Origin of the sequence: Paucibacter sp. XJ19-41, assembly GCF_028462495.1 — a bacterium.
Taxonomy (GTDB): domain Bacteria; phylum Pseudomonadota; class Gammaproteobacteria; order Burkholderiales; family Burkholderiaceae_C; genus Roseateles_E.
Genome location: NZ_JAQOWX010000008.1, coordinates 56,540 through 80,012, shown reverse-complemented (window position 1 = coordinate 80,012; position 23,473 = coordinate 56,540). Strand labels below are relative to the sequence as shown.

General features: G+C 67.7%; 25 protein-coding genes. 20 read left to right on the top strand and 5 right to left on the bottom strand.

What is annotated here, in order from left to right; translation table 11 throughout:
- The 4 genes from PO768_RS03825 to PO768_RS03810 form a co-directional block, all read left to right on the top strand.
- Positions 1–675 (top strand): GlxA family transcriptional regulator (locus PO768_RS03825; RefSeq protein ID WP_272644958.1); only part of this gene is annotated, 675 nt, incomplete at its 5' end.
- 94 nt (positions 676–769) lie between these two features.
- A complete protein-coding gene (locus PO768_RS03820; protein ID WP_272644957.1) occupies positions 770–1,372 on the top strand; it encodes a TetR/AcrR family transcriptional regulator in 603 nt (200 codons plus the stop codon).
- A gap of 95 nt (positions 1,373–1,467) precedes the next feature.
- A complete protein-coding gene (locus tag PO768_RS03815; RefSeq protein ID WP_272644956.1) occupies positions 1,468–2,169 on the top strand; it encodes an SDR family oxidoreductase in 702 nt (233 codons plus the stop codon).
- A 13-nt stretch (positions 2,170–2,182) separates the two neighbouring features.
- Positions 2,183–3,592, top strand: a complete 1,410-nt coding sequence (locus PO768_RS03810) for a DHA2 family efflux MFS transporter permease subunit (protein WP_272644955.1) — start codon at positions 2,183–2,185, stop codon at positions 3,590–3,592.
- 7 nt (positions 3,593–3,599) lie between these two features.
- Here the strand turns inward: PO768_RS03810 and PO768_RS03805 are convergent, their stop codons facing one another.
- Complete coding sequence (locus tag PO768_RS03805) at positions 3,600–3,758, bottom strand: DUF3309 family protein (protein ID WP_269841180.1); 159 nt, start codon at positions 3,756–3,758, stop codon at positions 3,600–3,602.
- Positions 3,759–4,017: 259 nt separating this feature from the next.
- Here PO768_RS03805 and PO768_RS03800 point away from each other — a divergent pair, with 259 nt between their 5' ends.
- On the top strand, positions 4,018–4,527 hold the full coding sequence (locus PO768_RS03800; protein ID WP_272644954.1) for a hypothetical protein: 510 nt from the start codon (positions 4,018–4,020) through the stop codon (positions 4,525–4,527).
- Between the two features lie 31 nt (positions 4,528–4,558).
- On the opposite strand, the gene PO768_RS03795 is transcribed toward PO768_RS03800, so the two are convergent.
- Positions 4,559–4,993: a hypothetical protein gene (locus PO768_RS03795; protein WP_272644953.1), complete on the bottom strand. Its 435-nt coding sequence runs from the start codon at positions 4,991–4,993 to the stop codon at positions 4,559–4,561.
- A 59-nt stretch (positions 4,994–5,052) separates the two neighbouring features.
- Here PO768_RS03795 and PO768_RS03790 point away from each other — a divergent pair, with 59 nt between their 5' ends.
- Complete coding sequence (locus PO768_RS03790; protein ID WP_272644952.1) at positions 5,053–5,247, top strand: hypothetical protein; 195 nt, start codon at positions 5,053–5,055, stop codon at positions 5,245–5,247.
- A 41-nt stretch (positions 5,248–5,288) separates the two neighbouring features.
- On the opposite strand, the gene PO768_RS03785 is transcribed toward PO768_RS03790, so the two are convergent.
- Positions 5,289–5,534 carry a hypothetical protein gene (locus tag PO768_RS03785; RefSeq protein ID WP_272644951.1) on the bottom strand — a complete coding sequence of 82 codons (246 nt, stop codon included), beginning with the start codon at positions 5,532–5,534 and terminating at the stop codon, positions 5,289–5,291.
- A 270-nt stretch (positions 5,535–5,804) separates the two neighbouring features.
- Between PO768_RS03785 and groES the strand changes: the two genes are divergently transcribed.
- From groES to PO768_RS03765, 4 genes are all read left to right on the top strand, one after another.
- Positions 5,805–6,095 (top strand): co-chaperone GroES, encoded by a 291-nt coding sequence (gene groES / locus PO768_RS03780; protein WP_137943681.1) that lies wholly within the window; start codon positions 5,805–5,807, stop codon positions 6,093–6,095.
- Positions 6,096–6,144: 49 nt separating this feature from the next.
- The gene (groL, locus tag PO768_RS03775; RefSeq protein ID WP_262970176.1) at positions 6,145–7,791 is read left to right on the top strand and encodes a chaperonin GroEL; all 1,647 of its coding nucleotides are present in this window, start codon (positions 6,145–6,147) and stop codon (positions 7,789–7,791) included.
- A gap of 62 nt (positions 7,792–7,853) precedes the next feature.
- Complete coding sequence (locus tag PO768_RS03770) at positions 7,854–9,971, top strand: DUF1631 family protein (RefSeq protein WP_272644950.1); 2,118 nt, start codon at positions 7,854–7,856, stop codon at positions 9,969–9,971.
- The gene (locus PO768_RS03765; RefSeq protein WP_272644949.1) at positions 9,971–12,220 is read left to right on the top strand and encodes a patatin-like phospholipase family protein; all 2,250 of its coding nucleotides are present in this window, start codon (positions 9,971–9,973) and stop codon (positions 12,218–12,220) included. The genes PO768_RS03770 and PO768_RS03765 overlap by 1 nt, the downstream gene beginning before the upstream one ends.
- Here the strand turns inward: PO768_RS03765 and PO768_RS03760 are convergent.
- Both PO768_RS03760 and yihA read right to left on the bottom strand, forming a co-directional pair.
- Positions 12,204–13,082, bottom strand: coding sequence for an alpha/beta fold hydrolase (locus PO768_RS03760; protein WP_272644948.1), 879 nt, complete (start codon positions 13,080–13,082; stop codon positions 12,204–12,206). The genes PO768_RS03765 and PO768_RS03760 overlap by 17 nt on opposite strands.
- Before the next feature lie 54 nt (positions 13,083–13,136).
- Positions 13,137–13,880 (bottom strand): ribosome biogenesis GTP-binding protein YihA/YsxC, encoded by a 744-nt coding sequence (gene yihA, locus PO768_RS03755; RefSeq protein WP_432767388.1) that lies wholly within the window; start codon positions 13,878–13,880, stop codon positions 13,137–13,139.
- A 71-nt stretch (positions 13,881–13,951) separates the two neighbouring features.
- Here yihA and PO768_RS03750 point away from each other — a divergent pair, with 71 nt between their 5' ends.
- The 10 genes from PO768_RS03750 (at position 13,952) to PO768_RS03705 (ending at position 23,455) form a co-directional block, all read left to right on the top strand.
- Positions 13,952–14,569 carry a c-type cytochrome gene (locus tag PO768_RS03750; RefSeq protein ID WP_137943675.1) on the top strand — a complete coding sequence of 206 codons (618 nt, stop codon included), beginning with the start codon at positions 13,952–13,954 and terminating at the stop codon, positions 14,567–14,569.
- Between the two features lie 113 nt (positions 14,570–14,682).
- On the top strand, positions 14,683–16,794 hold the full coding sequence (locus PO768_RS03745; protein WP_272644947.1) for a cytochrome c biogenesis protein ResB: 2,112 nt from the start codon (positions 14,683–14,685) through the stop codon (positions 16,792–16,794).
- On the top strand, positions 16,791–18,146 hold the full coding sequence (gene ccsB, locus PO768_RS03740; protein WP_272644946.1) for a c-type cytochrome biogenesis protein CcsB: 1,356 nt from the start codon (positions 16,791–16,793) through the stop codon (positions 18,144–18,146). The genes PO768_RS03745 and ccsB overlap by 4 nt, the downstream gene beginning before the upstream one ends.
- 9 nt (positions 18,147–18,155) lie before the next feature.
- Entirely contained in the window at positions 18,156–18,956 is an 801-nt protein-coding gene (locus PO768_RS03735; RefSeq protein WP_272644945.1) for a substrate-binding periplasmic protein, read from the top strand.
- A 67-nt stretch (positions 18,957–19,023) separates the two neighbouring features.
- Positions 19,024–20,001: a protein-methionine-sulfoxide reductase catalytic subunit MsrP gene (gene msrP / locus PO768_RS03730; RefSeq protein WP_272644944.1), complete on the top strand. Its 978-nt coding sequence runs from the start codon at positions 19,024–19,026 to the stop codon at positions 19,999–20,001.
- A 1-nt stretch (position 20,002) separates the two neighbouring features.
- Positions 20,003–20,605 (top strand): sulfite oxidase heme-binding subunit YedZ, encoded by a 603-nt coding sequence (locus PO768_RS03725; protein ID WP_272644943.1) that lies wholly within the window; start codon positions 20,003–20,005, stop codon positions 20,603–20,605.
- A gap of 49 nt (positions 20,606–20,654) precedes the next feature.
- On the top strand, positions 20,655–21,437 hold the full coding sequence (locus tag PO768_RS03720; RefSeq protein WP_272644942.1) for an SDR family oxidoreductase: 783 nt from the start codon (positions 20,655–20,657) through the stop codon (positions 21,435–21,437).
- Position 21,438: 1 nt separating this feature from the next.
- Entirely contained in the window at positions 21,439–21,834 is a 396-nt protein-coding gene (locus PO768_RS03715) for a dihydroneopterin aldolase (RefSeq protein ID WP_137943669.1), read from the top strand.
- 10 nt (positions 21,835–21,844) lie between these two features.
- On the top strand, positions 21,845–22,789 hold the full coding sequence (gene ttcA / locus PO768_RS03710) for a tRNA 2-thiocytidine(32) synthetase TtcA (protein WP_137943668.1): 945 nt from the start codon (positions 21,845–21,847) through the stop codon (positions 22,787–22,789).
- Positions 22,790–22,852: 63 nt separating this feature from the next.
- Positions 22,853–23,455 carry a DUF4136 domain-containing protein gene (locus PO768_RS03705; protein ID WP_137943667.1) on the top strand — a complete coding sequence of 201 codons (603 nt, stop codon included), beginning with the start codon at positions 22,853–22,855 and terminating at the stop codon, positions 23,453–23,455.
- The last annotated feature ends 18 nt before the right edge of the window (positions 23,456–23,473 follow it).

Sequence of the window (23,473 nt, the reverse complement as noted above, 5' to 3'; positions counted from 1 at the left end):
GAGCTCGCGGGCCTGCGCTGGCTTGCGCAGCAGGGTCAGGTCTTGCTGGGCGGCGGCGGACGGCTGTTGACGGTCTGCTCCGGCGCGCTGCTGGCGGCCGAGGCCGGCCTGCTGGCCGGGCGGCGCTGCACCACCCATCACGAGCTGCTGGACGCGCTGCGCCAGGCCGAGCCGCGTGCCCAGGTGGTCGACAACCGCGTCTTCGTGCTCGACGGTCCGCTGGCCAGCAGCGCCGGCATCACCGCCGGCATCGACCTGGCCCTGCACCTGATCGCCCAGCTGTGCGGCGCGGCGCTGGCCGCGACGGTCGCACAGACCATGGTGGTCTATCTGCGCCGCGGCACGGCCGACCCCGAGCTGTCACCCATGCTGGCGCACCGCCACCATCTGCACCCGGCCCTGCACCGCGTGCAGGACGCGATCTGCACCGACCCGGCCGAGGACTGGAGCCTGGCCCGCATGGCCGAGGCCGCCCATGTGACGCCGCGCCATCTGAGCCGGCTGTTCGCCGCCCATGCCGGCGTGACGCCGCTGCACTATCTGCAGGCGATACGGCTCGAACGAGCCCGCCAGGCGCAGGCCGCCGGCCTCGCGGCCAGCCAGGCAGCGCTGCAAGCCGGCTTCAGCTCGGACCAGCAGCTGCGCCGGGCCCGCCGCGCCGCCGCCCGCTGTTGAGCGGCCGGCAAAAGCCCTGAACCCGACAAGGCGCTTGACGCGGCCGCTGGTCGCAGCCTAATATGACGATCATCATATTTACAAACAAAGCCAAGTGACCGCCAGCACGCCCAGCCGCAAGGAACTGACCCACGAGCGCATCCTCGAGACAGCGGCGCGCGAGATCCGGCGCGTCGGCTACGGTGGCATCGGCGTGGCCGATCTGATGAAGCAGGCCGGCCTGACCCATGGCGGCTTTTACGCCCACTTCTCCTCCCGCGACGCGATGCTGGCCGAGGCCATGGAATGGGCGGGCCGTGACAGTGAGCGCAGGCTCACTTCGCGTTTGGCCAAGGCCGGGCAACACGGCAGCGACCCCTTTGTCGCGCTGGTCGAGGGCTATCTGTCACCCGCCCATCTGGCCGCCCCCGAGGCCGGCTGCCCGGTGGCGGCGCTGGCCTCGGAGATGCCGCGCCAGTCGGCCGAGGTGCTGGAGGCCGGGCGCAGCCGGGTCCAAGCCCTGATGACGCGGGTGCAGCAGGTGCTGCCCTCTGCCGATGCGGACCAGGCCCGCGTCATCGTCAGCAGCCTGGTCGGCGCGCTGCAACTGGCCCGCGCGCTGGGCGACAACGCCGACGGCCATGCGCTGCTGGCCGCCAATCGCCAGGCCTTGCTGGCCCGTCACGGGCAGAAGACCCGGTCCGCCCTCTCCCCTTAGGAACAGCGCAAGCCCCGGCATCAGAGACTTGCTTTCGCCTCAATTTATGACGATCGTCATATCTCCACTCAACCCCCTTGCCTGAAAGACCCACCATGAAGCTCGAAAACTCCGTTGTTTTGATCACCGGCGCCAATCGCGGCCTCGGTCTGGCCTTTGCCCGCGAAGCCCTGGCCCGCGGCGCGCGCAAGGTCTACGCAGCCGCCCGCGACCCGGGCAGCATCAGCCTGCCCGGCGTCGTGCCGATACGGCTCGATGTCAGCAATGCCGAGAACATCGCGGCGGTCGCGGCGCAGTGCAGCGATGTCAGCATCCTGATCAACAACGCCGGCATCGCCACCTTGGGCGGCTTCCTCGCGCCCGATGCGATCGAGGCCGCGCAACGCCAGATGGACACCAACTACTTCGGTCCGCTGCGCATGGCCCGCGCCTTCGCGCCGGTGCTGGCCACCAATGGCGGCGGCGCCTTGCTGAACGTGCTGTCGATCGCCAGCTGGATCAATGGGCCCCTGCTGGCCACCTATGGTGCGACCAAGTCGGCAGCCTGGGCGCTGACCAATGGCCTGCGCCAGGAACTCAGCGGCCAGGGCACGCTGGTGACCGGCCTGCATATGGGCTTTGTCGACACCGACCTGACCCAGGGCCTCGATGTGCCCAAGACCACGCCTGAGGCCGTGGTTGCCCAGGCCTTCGACGGCCTGGCCGCCGGCGCCACCGAGGTGCTGGCCGACGAAGTCACGCGCCAGGTCAAGCAGGGCCTGGCGGCCGGCGTCTATCTGCAGGCCTTGTCGCACTGAGCGGCCCCAAGCCATGAGCAGCCTCGCCGCCACCGCCACCCCGCCCGCTGACGCCGGCGGCACCCGTTCACCCTGGCCGGTGTTCTGGATTGCCAGCGTCGCCGTCTTCCTGGTCTCGCTGGACAGCACTCTGCTGTTCGCCGCCTTCGGCAGCCTGCGGGCCGCCTTTCCGGCGGCGACGGCGGCCGATATGTCCTGGGTGCTGAATGCCTACACGGTGGTCTATGCGGCGATGCTGATCCCGTCCGGCGGCCTGGCCGATGCGCACGGCCGCAAGCGCGTCTTCATGATCGGTGTCGTGCTGTTCCTGGCGGCCTCGGCGGCCTGCGGTATGGCCGGCAGCGTCGGCTGGCTGATCGCGGCGCGCGTGCTGCAGGCCATCGGCGCGGCGCTGCTGACGCCGGCCTCGCTGTCGCTGGTGCTGGCGGCGTTTCCGGCCTCGCGGCGCGCGGTGGCGGTGAGCTTGTGGGGGGCGGTCGGCGCGCTGGCGGCGGCGGTCGGGCCCAGCCTCGGTTCGCTGGTGGTCGACAGCATCGGCTGGCCCTGGGCCTTCTATCTGAACCTGCCGCTGGGCGCGCTGTCGCTGTGGTTCGGCGCGCGGCTGCTGGGCGAGGTGCGCCGGCCCGAGGCGCGGCGACCGCTGGATCTGGTGGGCATGAGCCTGCTGATCGTCGGGGTCGGCGCGATCACCTTGGCCATCGTACAGTCGGAGTCGCCGAGCTGGCGGCGCGACGAGCTGCTGATGGCCGGCGCGCTGGGCCTGGTGGCGCTGATCGGCTTTGTGCTGTGGGCCCGCCATGCGCCGGCGCCGCTGCTGGACCTGGCACTGTTCCGCAGCCGGACCTACCGCTATGTGAACCTGGCGACGCTGGCCTTTGGCACCGCGTTCGCGATGATGTTCTTCACCTTCTTCTTCTACATGGCGCAGATCTGGCATTACAGCCTGCCGCAGGCCGGCCTGGCCGTGACCCCGGGCCCGCTGCTGGTGATGCCTTCGGCCATCCTGACCGGCCGGCTCGCGGCCCGGCATGGCCACCGGCCCTTTCTGGTCGGCGGTGCGCTGGTCTATGCCTGCAGCGGCCTGTGGTTCTTACTGGTGCCGGGCGTCGAGCCGGCCTATCTGACGCAATGGCTGCCGGGCCTGCTGCTCAGCGGCATCGGCGTCGGCATGGTGCTGCCCTCGCTGTCGGGCGCGGCGGTGATGGGGCTGCCGGCCCAGCACTACGCGGTCGGCAGCGCCGTCAACCAGGCCACGCGCCAGATCGGCGCAGTGCTGGGTGTGGCGCTGACCGTGCTGCTGCTCGGCCATGCGCAGCTGCAGCGCGCCGACTTCGACGCGGTCTACGCCCTGCATGTGGGCCTGGCCCTGTTGACCGGCCTGCTGTGCCTGGCGGTCAATACCAAGCCGGCGGCGAAGGCCTGAGCAAGGCCTAGATCCGTCCCAGCAGCAGCAGGACGATCAGGATCACGACGATCAGTCCCAGGCCGCCGCTGGGGCCATAGCCCCAGTTGCGGCTGTGCGGCCAGGAGGGCAGCGCGCCGATCAGGAACAGGACGAGGACGATGAGCAGGATGGTGCTGAGTGCCATGAAGGTCTCCTTATGAAGACCTCGACAGTAGGGCCGCCCCGGCCGACCGACGGTAGTCCGGATACGCCATCGGGCGTAGTCTGGTAGCGGGTCGCGGCCGGGTTGGCGTCCTACACAGGTAGGAAACACCCTTGTCTGCCTCTTACGGCCGAGCCGGCGGCAGGCCACACGACGGATCCAAAGAAGGCGAAACTGGGGCATGGTCAGCCCACGGCAACCCAAGCTCGGCGCTGAACCTCATCGCCTCAAGGAGAACCCCATGTTCGGACTGACGACGCTCGGCTTCATCCACACCCTGATCAGCCTGGTGGCGCTGGCCGCCGCCCTGGTCGCCCTGCTGCGCGACAGGGCCATCCTGCCGGACCGGCCGGTCGGCAAGCTCTATATCTGGGCCACGGTGCTGACCTGCCTGACCGGCTTCGGCATCTTCGAGCACGGCGGCTTCGGCAAGCCCCATGTGCTGGGCATCGTGACCCTGCTGGTACTGGGCCTGGCCACCGTGGCCGGCCGCAGCCGGCTGCTGGGCCACGCCGCGCCCTATGTGCAGACGGTCAGCTACTCGCTGACGGTGTTCTTCCACATGATCCCCGGCGTCACCGAAACCTTCACCCGCCTGCCCAGCGGCGCACCGCTGTTCAGCAGCCCGGAGGACCCGAAGCTCGAGAAGGTGGTCGGTGTGATCTTCCTGCTGTTCCTGATCGGCGCCACGCTGCAGGTGCGCCGGCTGCGTGCGGCGCGCCGCACGGCCAGCCGGCCGATCAGCGCCTGAACGAACGAAGCCGGCCGCCGGGCGCGAGCGCTCAGGTCCTAGTTTGTGGGACCGACGACCCGGCACGCTTGAGCGCCGCCAGCGCCAACGCATGCGCTTGCACCAACTCCGGCGCCGCATCGAAATGCCAGAGATAGCGCGTCGTGAAGAGCTCGCTGCTGTGCCGGTCCAGGCTCAGCAGCTCGCGGGCGCGCTGGGCCACGGCCGCCGGGGCCGAGAGGGCGTCGCCGTCACCGTCCAGCGCCTCGTCCAGCATCACGATCAGACGGCTCAGCGGTTCGAGCCAACGCATCTCATCGGCATAGGCCATCACCTGCAGGAAGTCGCCGGACGACTGCCGGCCGTGCTGTTTCTCGTACTGGCGCCGCTCCAACTCGACCAGCACGCGATGCAGGTCGAGAAGCGCGATGCGCAGGGCTTGGCAGGGATCTTTTTGCATGGCTGGTGTCGGGAGGGTTTGCTCCATTTTCATATCCCTCCATACTGGGCCTGTCGCGAAGCATGGATTTCCGAGGAGCTTGCATCATGAGTGGACGCAGACAGCAGGACTTTCCGCCCGGCCTGCAGGGCGGACTCGAGCACGACAACGAAGACCATCGTCTCGGCGAGACGGGGCAGACCGGCCCGGAGGCACCGGGCGATGTCAATCGCAGCCATCCGGAGCTGGGCAATACCGGGGCGGATGGGCCGGTCGACAAGCCCGCCACGCCGAAGAGCTAGCGGCAGGGCCCCGGCCCCTGTTGCGACGGCCGGGAGGGGCTCTATTTGATGTCGAGGATCTTCATCGCCTTGGCCAGCGTGTCGACCGACTCCTGATGCTTGCCGGCCTTGTGCAAGGCTTCGCCGTCGGCGCGCAGCTTCTTCACATCACCGATCTGCTCGGCCGTGAGCTTGGGGCTCTTGGCCAGCACCTCGTCGATCTTCTTCATGTCGGCGGGGCAATGAAAGGCAAACGCCGCGCTGGAGGCCATCAAGGCGGCCGCAGCAAGGTAGGAACGTAGCTTCATGCTGATCTCCAGTCGGTTGCAGGGAGTGGATGAGGCAGCGGGCCTACAGCCCACGACCGAGTCTAGCCCCGGCCGCGGCCACTGTTTCGGCAGATTCATGCCCGCCCCTCTTGAAAGCCCTCGGCACAACCCTATACTCCGTCTGCTAGCACTCACCAAGATAGAGTGCTAACGATCCGAAACGGCTTCGCCATGACGGGTCTTCGCATGTGAATGGGTGCTCGATTCACAGTGCACCCATAGATCTAGCACCACTCTCAAGGAGATGAAATGAAACTGCGTCCTCTGCACGATCGTGTGATCGTCAAGCGTCTGGAACAAGAAACCAAGACCGCCTCTGGCATCGTCATCCCCGACAACGCCGCAGAGAAGCCCGATCAGGGCGAAGTCCTGGCCGTGGGCCCGGGCAAGCGCAATGAGAAGGGCGACTTCATCGCCCTGAACGTGGCCGTCGGCGACCGCGTGCTGTTCGGCAAGTACAGCGGCCAGACCGTCAAGGTCGACGGCGACGAACTGCTGGTGATGCGCGAAGAAGATCTGTTTGCTGTTGTCGCCAAGTAAGTCGGCGCACCCCAAGATCTGACACCTTAAAGAATTCGGAGAAATACACATGGCAGCAAAAGACGTAATCTTTGGCGGCGAAGCTCGTGCTCGCATGGTTGAAGGCGTGAACATCCTGGCCAACGCGGTCAAGGTGACCCTGGGCCCCAAGGGCCGCAATGTGGTGCTCGAGCGCTCCTTCGGCGCCCCCACCGTGACCAAGGACGGTGTGTCCGTGGCCAAGGAAATCGAGCTGAAGGACAAGCTGCAGAACATGGGCGCCCAGATGGTCAAGGAAGTCGCTTCCAAGACCTCGGACAACGCCGGTGACGGCACCACCACCGCCACCGTGCTGGCCCAGGCCATCGTGCGCGAAGGCATGAAGTACGTGGCCGCCGGCATGAACCCGATGGACCTGAAGCGCGGTATCGACAAGGCCGTCACGGCCCTGGTCGCCCAGCTGAAGGCCGCCTCGAAGGCCACCACCACCTCCAAGGAAATCGCTCAGGTTGGCACGATCTCGGCCAATAGCGATGTGGAAGTGGGCCGCATCATCGCCGAGGCGATGGACAAGGTCGGCAAGGAAGGCGTCATCACCGTCGAAGACGGCAAGAGCCTGGACAGCGAGCTGGACGTCGTCGAAGGCATGCAGTTCGACCGCGGCTACCTGTCGCCCTACTTCATCAACAACCCCGAGAAGCAAGCCGCGCTGCTGGACAACCCCTTTGTCCTGCTGTTCGACAAGAAGATCTCGAACATCCGCGACCTGCTGCCCACGCTGGAGCAAGTGGCCAAGGCCGGCCGTCCGCTGCTGATCATCGCTGAAGAAGTCGAAGGCGAAGCGCTGGCGACCCTGGTGGTCAACACCATCCGCGGCATCCTGAAGGTCGTGGCCGTCAAGGCTCCGGGCTTCGGCGACCGTCGCAAGGCCATGCTGGAAGACATCGCCATCCTGACCGGCGGCAAGGTCATCGCCGAAGAAGTCGGCCTGACGCTGGAGAAGGTCACGCTGGCCGATCTGGGCCAGGCCAAGCGCGTCGAAGTGGGCAAGGAAAACACCACCATCATCGACGGTGCTGGCGCCGCTGCCGACATCGAGGCTCGTGTGAAGCAAGTGCGCATCCAGATCGAGGAAGCCACCAGCGACTACGACCGTGAGAAGCTGCAAGAGCGCGTGGCCAAGCTGGCCGGCGGTGTTGCCGTGATCAAGGTTGGCGCCGCCACCGAAGTCGAAATGAAGGAAAAGAAGGCCCGCGTCGAAGATGCGCTGCACGCAACCCGTGCCGCCGTTGAAGAAGGCATCGTGGCCGGTGGTGGCGTGGCCCTGCTGCGCGCCAAGCAAGCCGCTGGCGAGATCAAGGGCGACAACGCCGATCAAGACGCCGGCATCAAGCTGGTGCTGAAGGCCATCGAAGCCCCGCTGCGCGAGATCGTCTACAACGCCGGTGGCGAAGCCTCCGTCGTCGTGAACGCCGTGCTGGCCGGCAAGGGCAACTACGGCTTCAACGCCGCCAACGACACCTATGGCGACATGATCGAAATGGGCATCCTGGACCCGACCAAGGTGACGCGCACTGCCCTGCAGAACGCCGCATCGGTCGCTTCGCTGATGCTGACCACCGAAGCCATGGTGGCCGAGTCCCCGAAGGACGAGGCTCCGGCCGGCGGCATGCCTGGTGGCATGGGCGGCATGGGCGGCATGGGCATGGACATGTAAGACCAAGCCGGGTGCCTGCGGCACCCGTGCAACAAGTCTGACCGTCTCGAAAGGGGCCGCGAATGCGGCCCCTTTTTTCGTCCGGGCCCAGCCGCATAATCCGGGCAAGAATCGGTCCGCCCTCTCCATGCCCGCACCCACCCTCGCCGCCCTCGTCCAAGACGCCCAAGCCCAGCTGGGCCTGCTCAGCCGCCATCTGCTGGACCGGATACCNCACCCTCGCCGCCCTCGTCCAAGACGCCCAAGCCCAGCTGGGCCTGCTCAGCCGCCATCTGCTGGACCGGATACCGGACGAGCTCGGCGGCCGCCCGCAACAGCATCTGCTGCTGGACGCCTGGCAGCGCCAGCGTCTGCGCTTCGCCGAGCGTTTCGAGCAAGCCCTGACCCCCTTGCTGGAGGCTGCCGCCCGAGGTGAGGACCCGCTGCACCGCAAGCCGGTCAGCCTCGACACGCTGAGCTTGGTGGACGAGCAGCAGGCGCTGCAGGACGTGGCTGTCGCGCATGTGATCCAGGCGATCGAAGACCACTGCCGCGCCGAGCTGCACCAGCTCGGCAATTTCTTTGCCGCGCTGCGCGGCACGGCCCGCCCGCGCAAGAACGACAACCCGCTGCGGCCCGCGCTGTTTGCCCAGGGCCTGCTGCAGGCCTTGCAGCCCGTGCAGCTTGACCCCGAGGGACAGTACGCGCTGATGCGCGCAGCCGCCCAGCCGCTGGCCCAGGGCCTGAGCCGGCTGTACGGCCAGTTGTGCGCCGAGCTGCGAGCGGCCGAGCTGACCCCCTTGATCGCCGGCAGCACGGCGATGCAGCAAAGCGACCAGCAGCGCCTGCGCCACGCCGGCAGCATTTTTCAGGAGACCGTCGAGCCCGCCACGCTGGACAGCCTGGCGCGCCGTGTCGACGCCTACAACTCGCGGCCGCAGCGCCTCGGACCCGCCGTGGCCAGCGGCGCAGGCGGCAAGGACATGCTGTCGCGCCTGTACGACCAGATCCTGGCCGACCCGGAGCTGCTGCCGCCGGTCAAGGCCTTGCTGGCGCGCCTGCAGGTCGCGGTGGCCCGCCTGGCGATGAGCGACATCAGCCTCCTGCGCCGCCAGGACCATCCGACCTGGCAGCTGCTGAACCGGGTCGCCGCCCATGGCGCGGCCTTCGAGCGCGCCGACGATGCCGGGCTGCAGCACTTCCTGCAGTTCATGGATCAGCACATCGGCTCGCTGCTGAGCCAGCCCCAGCCCAGCGCCGCGCAATTCCTGCAGCTGCTCGGCGAGGTCGACGCGCATATCGGTGCGCAGGCCCGTCGGCGCAGCGAAAGCAGCGCCATCGCGCTGGCCCTGCTGGAGCGCGAGCAGCAGCGCCAGCCCTGGCTGGCCCTGCTGCGCGAGCAGGTCCAGGCCCAGCTCGACGATGCACCGGACGCCCAGACCACGCCGCTGCTGCGCCAGTTCCTGCACAAGGTCTGGGCCCGCGTCATCGTCCAGGCCATGGTCGAGCATGGGCAGGACGCCCCGCAGGCGCATGCCCAGATCGCGCTGGTCGATCAGTTGCTGGACAGCCTGCGCCTGCCGGTCGACGAGGCCCAGCGCCTGCGTCGCCGCGCCGAGCTGCCGGCGCTGATCCAGAAGCTGCAGGCCGGCTGCGACAGCGTGGCGCTGCCGGCCCCGCAGCGCCAGAGCCTGTTCGACGAGCTGATGCGCCTGCATGGCCGGCTGTTGCTGGGCCAGCAGGTGGCCGCGCCGCAGCCCGACCAAGGCCCCAAGCCCGACGCCGATCCCGAGGCGCGGCTGCGCCAGCTGCTCAGCGAGCGCGAATCGCAGATGCCCTCGCGCTGGGCCCATGAGGCGGTCGACCGCGGCCGCCTGCCCACCGTGCCGGTGACCTTGTACGACCAGCAGCTGGGCGCCGATCCCAAGCTGGCCTTGCAGACCTGGATCGAGGCCCTGCGCATCGGCGCCTGGTACCACATGTTCGTGCAGAGCCAGTGGCTGACCGCCCAGCTCGCCTGGGTCAGCGACAGCCGCCAGTTCTTCCTCTTCGTCGGGCAGGACGCCGAGGACCGCCACTCGCTGACCCGCGGCGCGCTGGAGCAGCTGCTGGCCCATGGCCTGATCGCGGTGCTCGAGGAGGACGATCTGGTGCAGCGCGCCGTCGCCACGCTGATGCAAGACCTGAGCGACGAGGCCTGATGAGAAGACCCGCCCTGACCCTGGCCCTGCTGCTGATCTGCGGCGGCAGCAGCTGGGCGCAAGACCCGACCCCGGCAAGCCCCTCGACCACGGCCGTCCGCCCCAAGCTGGGCCTGGTGCTGTCGGGCGGCGGCGCCCGCGGCCTGGCCCATGTGGGCGTGCTCAAGGTGCTGGAGCGCGAGCGCATCCCGGTCGATCTGATCACCGGCACCTCGATGGGCGCCATCATCGGCGGGCTCTATGCCAGCGGCATGAGCGCCGCCGACCTGGAGCGCGAACTGCTGCCGCTGGCCTGGGACCGGGTGTTCGCCAGCCGGGTCGAGCGCCAGAACCTGTCGCAGCGCCGCAAGGAAGAGGACTTCGAGTTCTCCGCCGTGCTGGAGCTGGGCATGCGCGACGGCGAGTTCCGCGCGCCGCAGGGCACGCTGTCCAGCCGCGGCCTGGAGATCCTGCTGCGCCGCTACACCCAGCCGGTGCGCAATATCGAGCAGTTCGACGCGCTGCCGACCCCGTTTCGCGCCATCTCCACCGATATGGAAAGCGGCAGCCAGGTGGTGTCGGACCAGGGCGATCTGGCCCTGGCGATGCGCTCCAGCATGAGCGTGCCGGGCGTGTTCGCGCCGGTCGAGAGCAAGGGCCGCATCCTCGGCGATGGCGGTCTGGTCAACAACCTGCCGGTCGATGTGGCGCGCCGCCAGGGCGCCGAGCGCCTGATCGCGGTCAATGTCGGCACGCCGCTGGCCGCGCGCGAGGCCCTGTCCTCGTTGGTCGGCGTGACCGCGCAGATGATCAATATCCTGACCGAGCAGAACGTGCAGCGCAGCATCGCCAGCCTGTGGGCCGAGGATGTGCTGATCACGCCCGAGCTGGGCAAGCTGGGTTCGGGCGACTTCGACCGCGCCCGCGACCTGATACAGCAGGGCGAGCGCGCCGCCGAAGCGATGCTGGCCCAGCTGCGGCCGCTGGCGGTCAGCCCCGAGGCCTATGCGCAATGGCGGCTGGCCCGCACGCCCGCGAGCACACCCCATGCGCGGCTCGCTGCCATCGAGTTCGAGGGCAGCGAGCGCAGCCATCCCGAGCGCTTTGCCGCCCAGCTGGCCAGCCAGCCCGGCCAGGCTTTCGACGCCGCGCGGGCCGAGCGCGATGCGCAACTGCTCGCCTCCTCGGGCGACTACGAGCGGGTCGACTTCCATGTCGCGGCCCGCCCCGAGGGCGATGCACTGGTGTTCGCGATGGAAGACAAATCCTGGGGGCCAAACTACTTCCGCATCGGCCTGGACCTCAGCACCGACTTCTCCGGCGAGAGCGCCTTCAATATCCGCATCAGCCACAACCGCCACTGGCTGACGCCCCAGGGCACCGAGTGGCGCAACCAGCTGACCCTGGGCCAGACGCCGCGCCTCTACAGCGAGCTCTATCACCCGCTAATCGCCAAGCTGGGCACCTCGAACGACTGGTTCGTCTCCGGCTGGGGTGAGCTGGAGCGGCGCTCGATCACACTCTACGACGCGGACAGCGGCCAGGGCCGCGCCCGCCTGGGCCGGCGCAGCGCCACCTTGGGACTGGACATCGGCCAGCCCTGGGGCCGGCTCGGCGAGCTGCGCCTGGGCCTGATGCAGCAGAACTGGCGCATCAGCCCCGACCTGTTGACGATCGATGTGCCCGACGGCATCCTGAACCAGACCTGGCGCGAACGCGGCCTGCGTGTGAAGGCGGTGGTCGACCAGTTGGACTTCGCCAACTTTCCGCAGAACGGCTACCGCCTGCTGGCCGAGCTGGCCGGTGGCCGCCAGTCGGGGCCGGATGTCAGGCGCGCCCACTTCCAGCGCCTGGAGCTGCAGGCCACCGGCGTCAAGAGCTGGGGCGCCCACACGCTGAACCTGCACACCCGCCTCTTCGACGCCAAGCAGCGCGAGGACTCGACCCAGGGGCCTTATGCGCTGGGCGGTTTCCAGCAGCTCTCCGGCTATCAGCCCGATCAGTTGGTGGGCCAGAGTCTGGTGTTCGGCCGCGCTACCTACTACATGCGTTTGCGCGAGACCCCGCTGCTGACGCGGGGCTTCTTCGTCGGCGGTTCGCTGGAGCTCGGCAATGCCTGGGGCAGCCGCCACGAAGCCTCGCTGCGCGATCTGCGCAAGGCCATGAGCGTCTTCGTCGGCGCCGACACCGGCCTGGGCCCGCTCTACCTGGCCCTGGGCCATGCGCCGCGCGGCAGCACGGCCGTCTACCTCTTCATCGGCAGACCCTGAGGATGGCCTCGGCCAGCAGCGCCGGCCGCTCGTGGATGATCCAGTGGCCGGCCCCGGCCACCCGCTGCAAGTCCAGCTGCGGCACGAACTGCGCCAGCCCGTCCAGCATGCCGGGCGGCAGCGCGCGGTCCTCCTCGCCCCAGATCACCAGGGTCGGCAGCCTGACGGTGACGAACTCGGGCGCAAAGCTCAGCGCCATCGCGCCGGGGTCCTCGGCTGTCGGCGGGCGCATCGGCGAGGCGCGGTAGTAGTTCAGCGGCCCGCTCAGCCCCTGATCCCAGACGTCGCGGTAGCGCTGGCGCACCTCATCGCTGAGCCCGGCCGCGCCGCCCATCTCGGTAAAAAACGGCCACATCCGCGCGTAGTCGTCCGCGGCCAGCAGCGCCTCGGCATCGGGCCGGCACAGCCAGTTCATATAGGCGCTGGCCTCGCGCTGTGCCGGATTGAGCTGCAGCTCGCGCAGAAAGGTGCCCGGATGCGGCGAGTTGATGATGACCAGCTGGCGCATCAGCGCCGGCGCCTGCACCGCCAGATTCCAGGCCACCGCCCCGCCCCAGTCATGTGCGACCAGGGCCGCCAGCGGGCCGTCGCCGGTGGCCGCGATCAAGGCCTTGATATCGGCCATCAGGTGCTTGGCCCTGTAGGCCTCGACCTCGGCCGGGCTGCTGGAGCGCTCGTAGCCGCGCAGATTCGGTGCGATGCAGCGAAAGCGCGGCGCGAGCATCTGCATCAGCTCGTCCCAGACAAAGGCCGCCTCGGGAAAGCCATGCAGGAACACCAGCCGCGGTGCGTCGATGGGCCCGCAGGCCCGGCACGACAGGGTGATGCCGTGCGGCAGCGGCAGCTCGAAGGTCTCGATCATCGGCGGGCGTCTCCTCAGCCGGTCAGTATCTGCCCGGCCGGCGACGCCGGCTTGTCATTCCGGCGACAGCGCCGCTTCGGGGTTTTCGCTGATCTTGGGCGCGGCCTGCACCCATTCGTAGAGGATGCGCGCCACATCGGCCACGCCCTGCTTCTTCAGCGCCGAGAACAGCGTCACCGCCACATCCGACTCCTCGGTGGCCAGCTCGCCCAGAAAGGCCTGGCAGGCGGCCAGTGCGGCGTTGGCTTCCTTGCGATTGAGCTTGTCGGACTTGGTCAGGAGCACCAGCAGCTTGACCTCGCCGTTGCCGACGCGCGGCGCAACGAACTCCAGCAGCTGCTTGTCCAGATCGGTCAGGCCCAGGCGCGAGTCCACCATCAGCACGACGCCCGACAGACTGCGCCGCACCTCCAGATAGTCGGCCATCACCTTCTGCCAGCGCAGCTTGGCCGAGCGGGCCACCGCCGCATAGCCATAGCCGGGCAGATCGGCGAACCAGGCATTGGCCGCGTCCTTGGGACCGAGCTCGAACAGATTGATGTGCTGTGTGCGCCCAGGCGTCTTGGACGCGAAAGCCAGCCGCTTCTGCTGGGCCAGCGTATTGATCGCGGTCGACTTGCCGGCATTGGAGCGGCCGACGAAAGCGATCTCCGGCAGCTCATTGGGCGGCAGGTGGACCAGCTCGCTGGCGGTGGTCAGAAAACGGGCGGTGTGGGTCCAGCCCAACACCATCTTGTCAGTGAGCAAACCCGCCTCGGCGGCGTCGGTTTGCGGTGGGTTCGGGGTGGTGTTGGTCATGAAGATACCGGGCTTGTTGGATTGCCATTGTAAAATCCCGCAGTTGCGCTTACCGAACCTCGATAAAACTCATGAAGACTGCCGCTATCCTGTTGTCTGGTTTGACGTTTGCTGCCGCAGCCTTTGCGAGCGGTGCCCCGGTGCAAGCCAAGCCTGATCTGGCCAAGGGTCAGGCCATCGCCACCCAGGTCTGTGCCGCCTGCCACACGGCCGACGGTTCGCGCGGCAGCCCCGCCAACCCCATCCTGCAGGGCCAGCACCCGGACTACCTGTCCAAGCAGCTGCTGGAGTTTAAGGAAGGCAAGCGCAATAACGCCATCATGAAGGGCTTCGCTGCCACCCTGAGCGACGCCGACATGAAGAATGTCGCCGCCTTCTACGCCAGCAAGCAGGCCAAGCCCGGCTTCGCGAAGAACAAGGAGCTGGTGAGCCTGGGCGAGAAGATCTATCGCGGCGGCATCGCTGACCGCCAGATCCCCGCCTGCGCCGGCTGTCACAGCCCCAACGGCGCCGGCATCCCGGCCCAGTACCCGCGCCTCTCGGGCCAGCACAGCGACTACACCGAGCTGCAGCTGACCAATTTCCGCGTCAACACCCGCGCCAACAGCGCCCAGATGACGGCCATCGCGGCCAAGATGAACGACCGCGAGATCAAGGCCGTCTCCGACTACATCGCCGGCCTGCGCTGAACGCCCGGCGCCGCATCAGTTACCCCGCTTCCCGAAAGCAAAGGCCGGCGCCCAGCTCCGGCCTTTTTTCATGGCGAGTCCCGTATCCGGGGCCAGCCGCCACAATGCCAGCCATGTCCGAGTCCACGCCCACCGCCCCCACGCCGAGTTCCCGCCTGGGTCGCGATCTCTTCGATCTGCTGTCCTCGATGCGTTTCGCGATCGCGCTGCTGACGGTGATCTGCATCGCCTCGGTGATAGGCACGGTGGTCAAGCAGCGCGAGCCGCTGACCAACTATGTCAACCAGTTCGGGCCCTTCTGGTCCGAGGTGTTTGCCAAGCTGGACATCTACACGGTCTACAGCGCCTGGTGGTTTCTGCTGATCCTGGCCTTTCTGGTGCTGTCGACCAGCCTGTGCATCGCCCGCAACACGCCCAAGATCATTGCCGACCTGCGCAGCTACAAGGAGCACATCCGCGAGCAGTCGCTGCAGGCCTTCCCGCACAAGGCCATCGGCAGCCTGCCGGTGCCGGCCGAGCAGGCCTATGCCCAGGTCTCGGCCCTGCTGGACGCCGAGGGCTGGAAGGCCCGCGCCCAGATCCGCGACAAGGGCACGATGGTGGCGGCGCGCAAGGGCGCGGCCAACAAGATCGGCTATCTGGCCGCGCACAGCGCCATCGTGCTGATCTGCCTGGGCGGGCTGTTCGACGGCGACCTGATCGTGCGGGCCATGATGTGGGCCCAGGGCAAGAGCATCTACCAGGGTGGCGGCCTGATCATGAATGTCGAGCCGCAGCACCGCCTGGCCAGCAGCAACCCGAGCTTTCGCGGCAATCTGATGGTGCCCGAGGGCGGCCGCGCCACCACGGCCATCCTGTCCATGCCCAATGGCGTGGTGCTGCAAGACCTGCCCTTCGACGTGGAGCTGAAGAAGTTCATCGTCGAGTACTACGCCACCGGCATGCCCAAGCTGTTCGCCAGCGAGATCACGATACGCGATCACGAGACCGGCGCCAGCCACGAGGCCCTGGTCAAGGTCAACGAGCCGGCCTACCACCGCGGCGTGGCCATCTACCAGAGCAGCTTTGACGACGGCGGCTCGCACCTGACCCTGCGCGCCCAGCCGCTGAGCGGCGCGGCCGCTCCCTTCGAGATCGAAGGCGCGGTGGGCAGCAGCACCTCGCTGAGCAATGGCGACGACAAGCTGGGGCTGGAGTTCAGCGGCCTGCGCGTCATCAATGTCGAGAACATGAGCGCGCCCAGCCAGGGCGGCACCGATGTGCGCAAGGTCGATCTGGTCAGCTCGGTCCAGGCCCATCTGGGCAGCGGCGCCAAGGTCAAGACCGAAAAGGCGCTGCAGAACGTCGGCCCCTCGTTCAGCTACAAGCTGCGCGACGCCGCCGGCCAGGCCCGCGAATACAACAACTACATGCTGCCGGTCGATCTGGACGGCCACAAGGTCTACCTGGCCGGTGTGCGCGACACGCCGGCCGAGGCCTTCCGCTATCTGCGCATCCCCGTCGACGAGCAGGGCGAGATGGCCGGCTGGCTGGCGCTGCGCCGCGGCCTGGCCGATGCGGACCTGCGCGAGCGCGCCGCCCGCCGCTATGCCGAGGGCGCGACGCCCAACGACAAGCCGCAGATGACCCCGCAGCTGGAGGCCACCGCGCGGCGCGCGCTGGCGCTGTTTGCCGGCGCCGAAGGCATCAAGCCGGGCGCCGCAGCCGGCCCGGCGGTCGGTGGCCTGCCGGCGCTGTCGGCCTTCATCGACAGCGAGGTGCCCGAGGCCGAGCGCGGCCGCGTCTCCGAGGTGCTGCTGCGCATCCTCAACGGCAGCCTGTTCGAGCTCTACAAGATCGTCCGCAGCCAGGCCGGCCAGCCCGTGCCCGAGGCCGGCGACAACACCCAGGCCTTCATGACGCAGGCGGTGCTGGCGCTGTCCGACAGCATGTTCTACCCGGCCCCGGTGCTGCTGCAGCTGGCCGACTTCAAGCAGGTGCAGGCCAGCGTGTTCCAGGTGGCGCGGGCACCGGGCCAGAAGCTGGTCTATCTTGGCGCTATCCTGCTGATCATCGGTGTGTTTGCGATGCTCTACATCAAGGAACGCCGGCTTTGGATCTGGCTGGAGCCGGTTCAGAATGGTACGACGCGGGTGCGCATGGCGCTGTCCTGCACACGCAACTCGCCCGATACCGATAGCGAATTTGAGGCCCTGAGACAGGCCTTGTTGAAGGAGCAAGCATGAATACTGCCAGCGCATCACTACCCCTGGGACGACGCGGCCTGATCGCCAGGCGCGACTGGCAGGACTGGGTCTTCGCCCTGCTGGTGGTGGCCGGCGGGGCCTTCGCCTTCCTGCGCTACGGCGCTTCGATGGACGGCTACGAGAAGGGCATCCTGGCCTTCGCGATCCCCTCGCTGATCGCGCTGGGCTGGTTCTGGAAGCCCTTGCGTCTGCTGTGCGTGCTGGTCGGCGCGGCCTCCCTGCTGGCGATCAATCTCTACAACCGCACGCCCGACAGCTTCGGCGCCGACCTGGCCGCCGCCGAGCAGGTCTTCATGCTGAAGTACATGCTGTCCAGCCAGAGCGCGATCCTGTGGATGAGCCTGCTGTTCTTCATGGCCACGCTGTTCTACTGGGGCGGTTTCTTCACGAAGAGCGGCCAGACCAGCGCCGCCGAGGCCATCGGCACCCGGCTGACCTGGGGCGCCGTCTTCATGGCCCTGGTCGGCACCATGGTGCGCTGGTTCGAGAGCCACCAGATCGCCCCGGACATCGGCCACATCCCGGTCAGCAATCTCTACGAAGTCTTCGTGCTGTTCTGCTGGATGACAGCGCTGTTCTATCTCTACTATGAAGAGCGCTTCAAGACCCGCGCGCTGGGCGCCTATGTGCTGCTGGTGATCAGCGCGGCCGTCAGCTTCCTGCTCTGGTACACGGTCAGCCGCGAGGCGCACGAGATCCAGCCGCTGGTGCCGGCGCTGCAGAGCTGGTGGATGAAGATCCATGTGCCGGCCAATTTCGTCGGCTACGGCACTTTCGCGCTGGCCGCGATGGTCGCCCTGGCCTATCTGCTGAAGACCGCCACCCAGCGCGCGCTGATCATCGGCCTGATCGGCGTGCCGGCCGCGCTGATCGCGCTGATACTGGCGGTGCGCTTCGGCGCGGCGCTGCCGGCCGAGACCGTCAGCGGCCTGGACGGCTGGGCCCGCAAGATGGGCGGCGTGCTGGGCTTCTTCGTCGTCTGCGTGCTGCTGCGCGACAAGCTGACCGCCCGCCTGCCCTCGCTGACCCTGCTCGACGACCTGATGTACAAGGCCATCGCGCTGGGCTTTGCCTTCTTCACGATCGCCACCATCCTGGGCGCCTTCTGGGCCGCCGAGGCCTGGGGCGGCTACTGGAGCTGGGACCCCAAGGAGACCTGGGCCCTGATCGTCTGGCTCAACTACGCGGCCTGGCTGCATATGCGGCTGATGAAGGGTCTGCGCGGCGTGGTCGCCTCCTGGTGGGCGCTGGTCGGCCTGGTCGTCACAACCTTCGCCTTCCTGGGCGTCAATATGTTCCTGTCGGGCCTGCACTCCTACGGCGAGCTCTGAGCAAGGCCCATGAAGACCTGGCTGCTGTCGGCGCTGTGCATAGGCGGTGCGGCGGCAGCGCAGCCGGTCCCCCTGAGAATCGCCACCGGCGAGTTACCGCCCTACGCCACCGCCGGCCGGCCCGATCAGGGCGTGGCGCTGCAGATCGTCCGGCGCGCCTTCGAGCTGGGTGGTCATCGGGTCAGCTATCACTTCCTGCCCTGGTCGCGTGCGCAACAGGAGACCAAGGCCGGCCTGTGGGACGCCTCGGCCTACTGGGGCGCCTCGGATCAACGCCGGCGCGACTTTCTGCTCAGCGACACGGTGCTGGTGGAGCAATGGGTGATGGTGCATCGCCGCGAGCTCGACTTCGACTGGCAGCAGCTTGAGGACCTGAAGCCCTGGCGCATCGGCGTGATACGCGACTACACCTACACGCCCGCCTTCTGGAAGCTGGTGAACCAGGGCGAGTTGCGGTCCGATGCCACGCCGGATGATCTGACCGGCCTGCGCAAGCTGTTGCTGGACCGCATCGATGTGCTGCCCATCGAGCTCAATGTGGCCTGCGACCTGCTGGCCAAGCACTTCAGCCCCGCCCAGGCCGCCCAGCTGGCCGCCCATCCGCGACGCCTGACCGACAGCTTCACCACCCATTTGCTGCTGCCCCCTCAGGTGGCGCGCAGCCCCGCCCTGCTGAGCGACTTCAACCGTGGCCTGGCCCTGCTGCGCAGTTCCGGTGAATACGCCCGCATCCTGGCCAGCGTCCAATGCCCGCGCAACTGGATACAGGCGCCTCGCAGCGCTGCTCAGATACCCGAGTCGCGCCCCTGATTTAGCGTTATCGCGTAAGGTTCGCCAGCGCTCGCCCGACAGTGAGCCACAGCCCCAGGAGAGATGCATGCCCCGAGTCCGCCCCATTCCGTTCGATCAGCCGATCGCGTCCGAGATCACGCCCCAGCATATTTACGAGGCGCGGCGCGACTGGCTGCGCCTGATGGCCGGCGGCGCGGCCGGCGCGGCGCTGGCCGGTTGGGCCGGGCGTGAGGCATTGGCACAGAGCGCCGCCAAGCTGCCGGGCGCCAAGAGCGCCCTCCCCGGCACGCTGACGATGGAGAAGCCGACCAGTTTCAAGGACGCCAGCACGTATAACAACTTCTATGAGTTCGGCACCGACAAGGCCGACCCGGCGCGCGCTGCCGGCACGCTGAAGACCCGGCCCTGGACCGTGGCGGTCGAGGGCGAGGTCGGCAAGCCCGGCCTGTTTGATCTCGACGCGCTGCTCAAGCTCAGCGCCATGGAGGAGCGCATCTACCGGCTGCGCTGCGTCGAGGGCTGGTCCATGGTGATCCCCTGGGTCGGCTATTCGCTGGCAGAGCTGATCAAGAAAGTGGAGCCCACCTCCAAGGCCAAGTACCTCGAGTTCATCACCCTGGCCGACAAGGCCCAGATGCCGGGCCTGCGCTCGGGCGTGCTGGACTGGCCCTATACCGAGGGCCTGCGCATCGACGAGGCCATGCATCCGCTGGCGATGCTGGCCTTCGGCATGTATGGCGAGGTCTTGCCGAACCAGAACGGCGCGCCGGTGCGCCTGGTCGTGCCGTGGAAATACGGCTTCAAGTCCGCCAAGTCCATCGTCAAGATCCGCTTCGTCGAGAAGCAGCCGGTGTCCAGCTGGACCCGCGCGGCGGCCCAGGAGTACGGCTTCTTCTCGAATGTGAACCCCAAGGTCGACCACCCGCGCTGGAGCCAGGCCACCGAACGCCGCATCGGCGAGGACGGCCTGTTCGCGAAGAAGCGCCCGACGCTGATGTTCAACGGCTACGAAGCCCAGGTCGGCCAACTCTATGCGGGCATGGATCTGAAGAAGTTCTACTGACGTGGTGCGACGTTCCTGGTGGCTGCACCCTGCAGCCAAGCCCCTGCTGTTCCTGCTCTGCCTGCTTCCCTTCGCCGACCTGCTGTGGGGCGCCATCGCCAACACCCTGGGCGCGAACCCAGCCGAGGCGCTGATACGCGGCCTGGGCGACTGGGCGCTGCGCTTCATCTGCATCACGCTGGCGATCACGCCGCTGCGGGTAATCAGCGGCCAGCCGGCGCTGGCGCGCTTTCGGCGCATGCTGGGCCTGTTCGCCTTCTTCTATGCCAGCCTGCATCTGCTGGCCTATGGCTGGCTGGACCAGGGCCTGGATCTGGGCGAGATCGCCCGCGACATCGCCAAGAGGCCCTTCATACTGCTGGGTTTCACGACCTGGCTGCTGATGCTGCCGCTGGCGCTGACCTCGTTCAACCGCGCGATCAAGGCGCTGGGCGCCAAGCGCTGGCAGCTGCTGCACAAGGCCATCTATTTGCTGAGCCTGGTGGCGGTCGCGCACTTTCTGTGGCTGCGCGCCGGCAAGAACAATTTCACCGAACCGCTGATCTATCTGGCCGTGCTGGCCCTGCTGCTGGGCTGGCGGGCCTGGCGGCGCTGGCGCAGCTGAGATAATCGCTGGCTGGCCGCCCTGGCCACAAGTCCGCCTGCATGTCTCTATGAGCACCTCCCCTGTCGTCCTGATCACCGGCGGCGCCCGCCGTCTCGGGCGCGCGATGGCCCTGGAACTGGCCGGCGCCGGCTATGGCGTGGCCGTGCACTACCGCAGCTCGGCCAACGAGGCCATGGCCCTGGTGGGCGAGCTGCGCGAGCGTGGCGTCCGGGCTCAGGCCTTTGCCGCCGATCTGGCCGTCGAAACTGAGTGCGAGGCCTTGCTGCCGGCCGTCGTCGCCCACTTCGGCCGGCTCGATGCCGTCGTCAACAACGCCTCGCTGTTCGAGTATGACGACGTCGAGAGCTTCGGCTATGCCCGCATGGACGCGCACTGGCGCGCCAATACCGCGCCGGCCATCGTGCTGGCACGCGCGCTGCATCGCCAGGCCGCCGCCCAGCAGAGCCAGGCCTGCGTCGTCAATGTGCTGGACCAGAAGCTCTGGAACCCGAATCCCGACTATCTGTCCTACACCCTGTCCAAGGCCGCGCTGGAGGCCTGCAACACCTTGCTGGCCCAGGCGCTGGCGCCGCAGTTGCGGGTCTGCGGCGTCGCACCCGGCGTGACGCTGGCCTCGGGCCCGCTGAACGAGGCCGAGTTCAGCGCCGCCCACCGGCTGACGCCGTTGCACTACTCCTCCACCCCCAACGACATCGCGCGCAGCGTGCGCTTTCTGCTGGAATCGCCGGCCATCACTGGTACCACCTTGCTGGTCGATGGCGGCCAGCACCTGGCGGCCCAGGCGCGCGACGTGATGTTCCTGACCCCCAAGACCGAACAAGGCCTCTGATATGCACAGCCCTCTTGCCCACCCGGCCCTGCTCGACTGCCGCCGCCTGTTCCTGCGCGACTACGAGGTCTGGATCAATATCGGCGTGCACGACTTCGAGAAGAAGGGCGAGCAGCGCGTGCTGATCAATGTCGATCTCTACATCCCGCTGGCCCAGTCGACGCCTACCGCCGACGAGCTGCACGAGGTGGTCGACTATGACTTCATGCGCCGCACCATCGCCGAGCGCGTCGGCCGCGGCCATATCCATCTGCAGGAAACGCTGTGCGACGACATCCTGGCCCTGATGCTGGCGCATCCGCGCGTCAAGGCGGCCCGCGTCTCCACCGAGAAGCCCGATGTCTACCCCGACTGCGATGCGGTCGGCGTCGAGGTCTTCGGCCTCAAGCAATCGTAAGGAACAAGCCATGAGCGACACCCTGTTCGCCCCCGCCGAGGAACTGGTCACCGACACCACGGCGGCCGACAAGAAAGCGGCGCTGGAGATCAACAAGCTCTCCAAGCGCCTGCACCGCCAGGTCGGCCAGGCCATCACCGACTTCAATATGATCGAAGACGGCGACAAGGTCATGGTCTGCGTATCCGGCGGCAAGGATAGCTATTCGCTGCTGGACATCCTGATCAACCTGAAACAGCGCGCGCCGATCAAGTTCGACATCGTCGCGGTCAACCTCGACCAGAAGCAGCCGGGCTTCCCGGAAGAGATCCTGCCGGCCTATCTGAAGAGCCGGGGCGTCGATTTCCACATCGAGGAGCAGGACACCTACTCCATCGTCAAGCGCCTGATCCCCGAGGGCAAGACCACCTGCAGCCTGTGCTCGCGGCTGCGACGCGGCATTCTCTACCGCGTCGCGGAGGAAATCGGCGCCACCAAGATTGCGCTGGGCCACCACCGCGACGACATCGTTACGACCCTGTTCCTGAATATGTTCTTCGGCAGCCGCATGAAGGGCATGCCGCCCAAGCTGGTCAGCGATGACGGCAGGAATGTCGTGATACGCCCGCTGGCCTATGTGCGCGAGCCCGATCTGGTGCGCTGGGCCGAGCACCGCGAGTTCCCCATCATTCCCTGCAATCTCTGCGGCAGCCAGGAGAACCTGCAGCGCGTGCAGGTCAAGGCCATGCTCAATGACTGGGACCGCCGCTTCCCGGGCCGGGTCGAGAACATGTTCACCGCGATGAGCAATATCGTGCCCTCGCACATGATGGACCGCAAACTCTTCCCCTTCGAAACCATCAAGGCCAGCGGCACGCCGGAGCCCGACGGCGATATCGCCTTCGACGAGGACGAGGCCTGCGGCAGCCCGGCCACGCCGGCCTCGGTGATCAAGCTTCACCGCGACGAAGACTGAGCTTTACACGCGGCTAACAAGAGCGGTTCAGAATAGGCGCTTACCAAGGAGGCAAGAATCATCATGCAAAGACGTCACCTCTTGTTGAGCGCTGTTGCGTTGGCGGCTCTGAGCGCCTGCAGCGGCCCCTACACGATACGCTCCGAGGTCAGCAGCTTCGGCACCTGGCCGGCCGGCCGAGCGCCCGGCAGCTATGCCTTCGAGCGCCTGCCCTCGCAGCAGCAGGAAGGCTCGCGCCAGACCGAGCTTGAGGATGCCGCCCGCGTGGCGCTGGAGAAGGCCGGCTTCAAGCCCGCCGCCGATGCCAAGAGCGCCGATGTGCTGGTGGCACTGGGCGTGCGCGTCAGCGCGCAGGAGCGCGCGCCCTGGGACGACCCGCTGTGGTGGCGCTGGCACGGCAATATCAATGCCTGGCGCTATGGTCGCATGGGTCGCTCCTACTACTACCCGCTGCACTATCCGGTGGACCGCCGCTATGACCGCGAGGTGGCCCTGCTGCTGCGCGACCGCGGCAGCAGCGAGCCGCTGTACGAGGCCCGCGCCAGCAATGACGGCCTGACCCAGGGCGATGCCGACCTGATCAGCGCGATGTTCGAGGCCGCGCTGAGCGACTTCCCGAACACCCGCCCCGAGCCCCACGCGATCGCGGTGCAAAGAATCCGGTAACAAGCGTCGTCGATAATC

Coding starts and splice junctions, on each gene's coding strand:
- PO768_RS03815 (WP_272644956.1), top strand. CDS start 1,468: ATGAAGCTCGAAAACTCCGTTGTTTTGATCACCGGCGCCAATCGCGGC.
- PO768_RS03810 (WP_272644955.1), top strand. CDS start 2,183: ATGAGCAGCCTCGCCGCCACCGCCACCCCGCCCGCTGACGCCGGCGGC.
- PO768_RS03805 (WP_269841180.1), bottom strand. CDS start 3,758: ATGGCACTCAGCACCATCCTGCTCATCGTCCTCGTCCTGTTCCTGATC.
- PO768_RS03800 (WP_272644954.1), top strand. CDS start 4,018: ATGTTCGGACTGACGACGCTCGGCTTCATCCACACCCTGATCAGCCTG.
- PO768_RS03795 (WP_272644953.1), bottom strand. CDS start 4,993: ATGGAGCAAACCCTCCCGACACCAGCCATGCAAAAAGATCCCTGCCAA.
- PO768_RS03790 (WP_272644952.1), top strand. CDS start 5,053: ATGAGTGGACGCAGACAGCAGGACTTTCCGCCCGGCCTGCAGGGCGGA.
- PO768_RS03785 (WP_272644951.1), bottom strand. CDS start 5,534: ATGAAGCTACGTTCCTACCTTGCTGCGGCCGCCTTGATGGCCTCCAGC.
- groES (WP_137943681.1), top strand. CDS start 5,805: ATGAAACTGCGTCCTCTGCACGATCGTGTGATCGTCAAGCGTCTGGAA.
- groL (WP_262970176.1), top strand. CDS start 6,145: ATGGCAGCAAAAGACGTAATCTTTGGCGGCGAAGCTCGTGCTCGCATG.
- PO768_RS03765 (WP_272644949.1), top strand. CDS start 9,971: ATGAGAAGACCCGCCCTGACCCTGGCCCTGCTGCTGATCTGCGGCGGC.
- PO768_RS03760 (WP_272644948.1), bottom strand. CDS start 13,082: ATGATCGAGACCTTCGAGCTGCCGCTGCCGCACGGCATCACCCTGTCG.
- yihA (WP_432767388.1), bottom strand. CDS start 13,880: ATGACCAACACCACCCCGAACCCACCGCAAACCGACGCCGCCGAGGCG.
- PO768_RS03750 (WP_137943675.1), top strand. CDS start 13,952: ATGAAGACTGCCGCTATCCTGTTGTCTGGTTTGACGTTTGCTGCCGCA.
- PO768_RS03745 (WP_272644947.1), top strand. CDS start 14,683: ATGTCCGAGTCCACGCCCACCGCCCCCACGCCGAGTTCCCGCCTGGGT.
- ccsB (WP_272644946.1), top strand. CDS start 16,791: ATGAATACTGCCAGCGCATCACTACCCCTGGGACGACGCGGCCTGATC.
- PO768_RS03735 (WP_272644945.1), top strand. CDS start 18,156: ATGAAGACCTGGCTGCTGTCGGCGCTGTGCATAGGCGGTGCGGCGGCA.
- msrP (WP_272644944.1), top strand. CDS start 19,024: ATGCCCCGAGTCCGCCCCATTCCGTTCGATCAGCCGATCGCGTCCGAG.
- PO768_RS03720 (WP_272644942.1), top strand. CDS start 20,655: ATGAGCACCTCCCCTGTCGTCCTGATCACCGGCGGCGCCCGCCGTCTC.
- PO768_RS03715 (WP_137943669.1), top strand. CDS start 21,439: ATGCACAGCCCTCTTGCCCACCCGGCCCTGCTCGACTGCCGCCGCCTG.
- ttcA (WP_137943668.1), top strand. CDS start 21,845: ATGAGCGACACCCTGTTCGCCCCCGCCGAGGAACTGGTCACCGACACC.
- PO768_RS03705 (WP_137943667.1), top strand. CDS start 22,853: ATGCAAAGACGTCACCTCTTGTTGAGCGCTGTTGCGTTGGCGGCTCTG.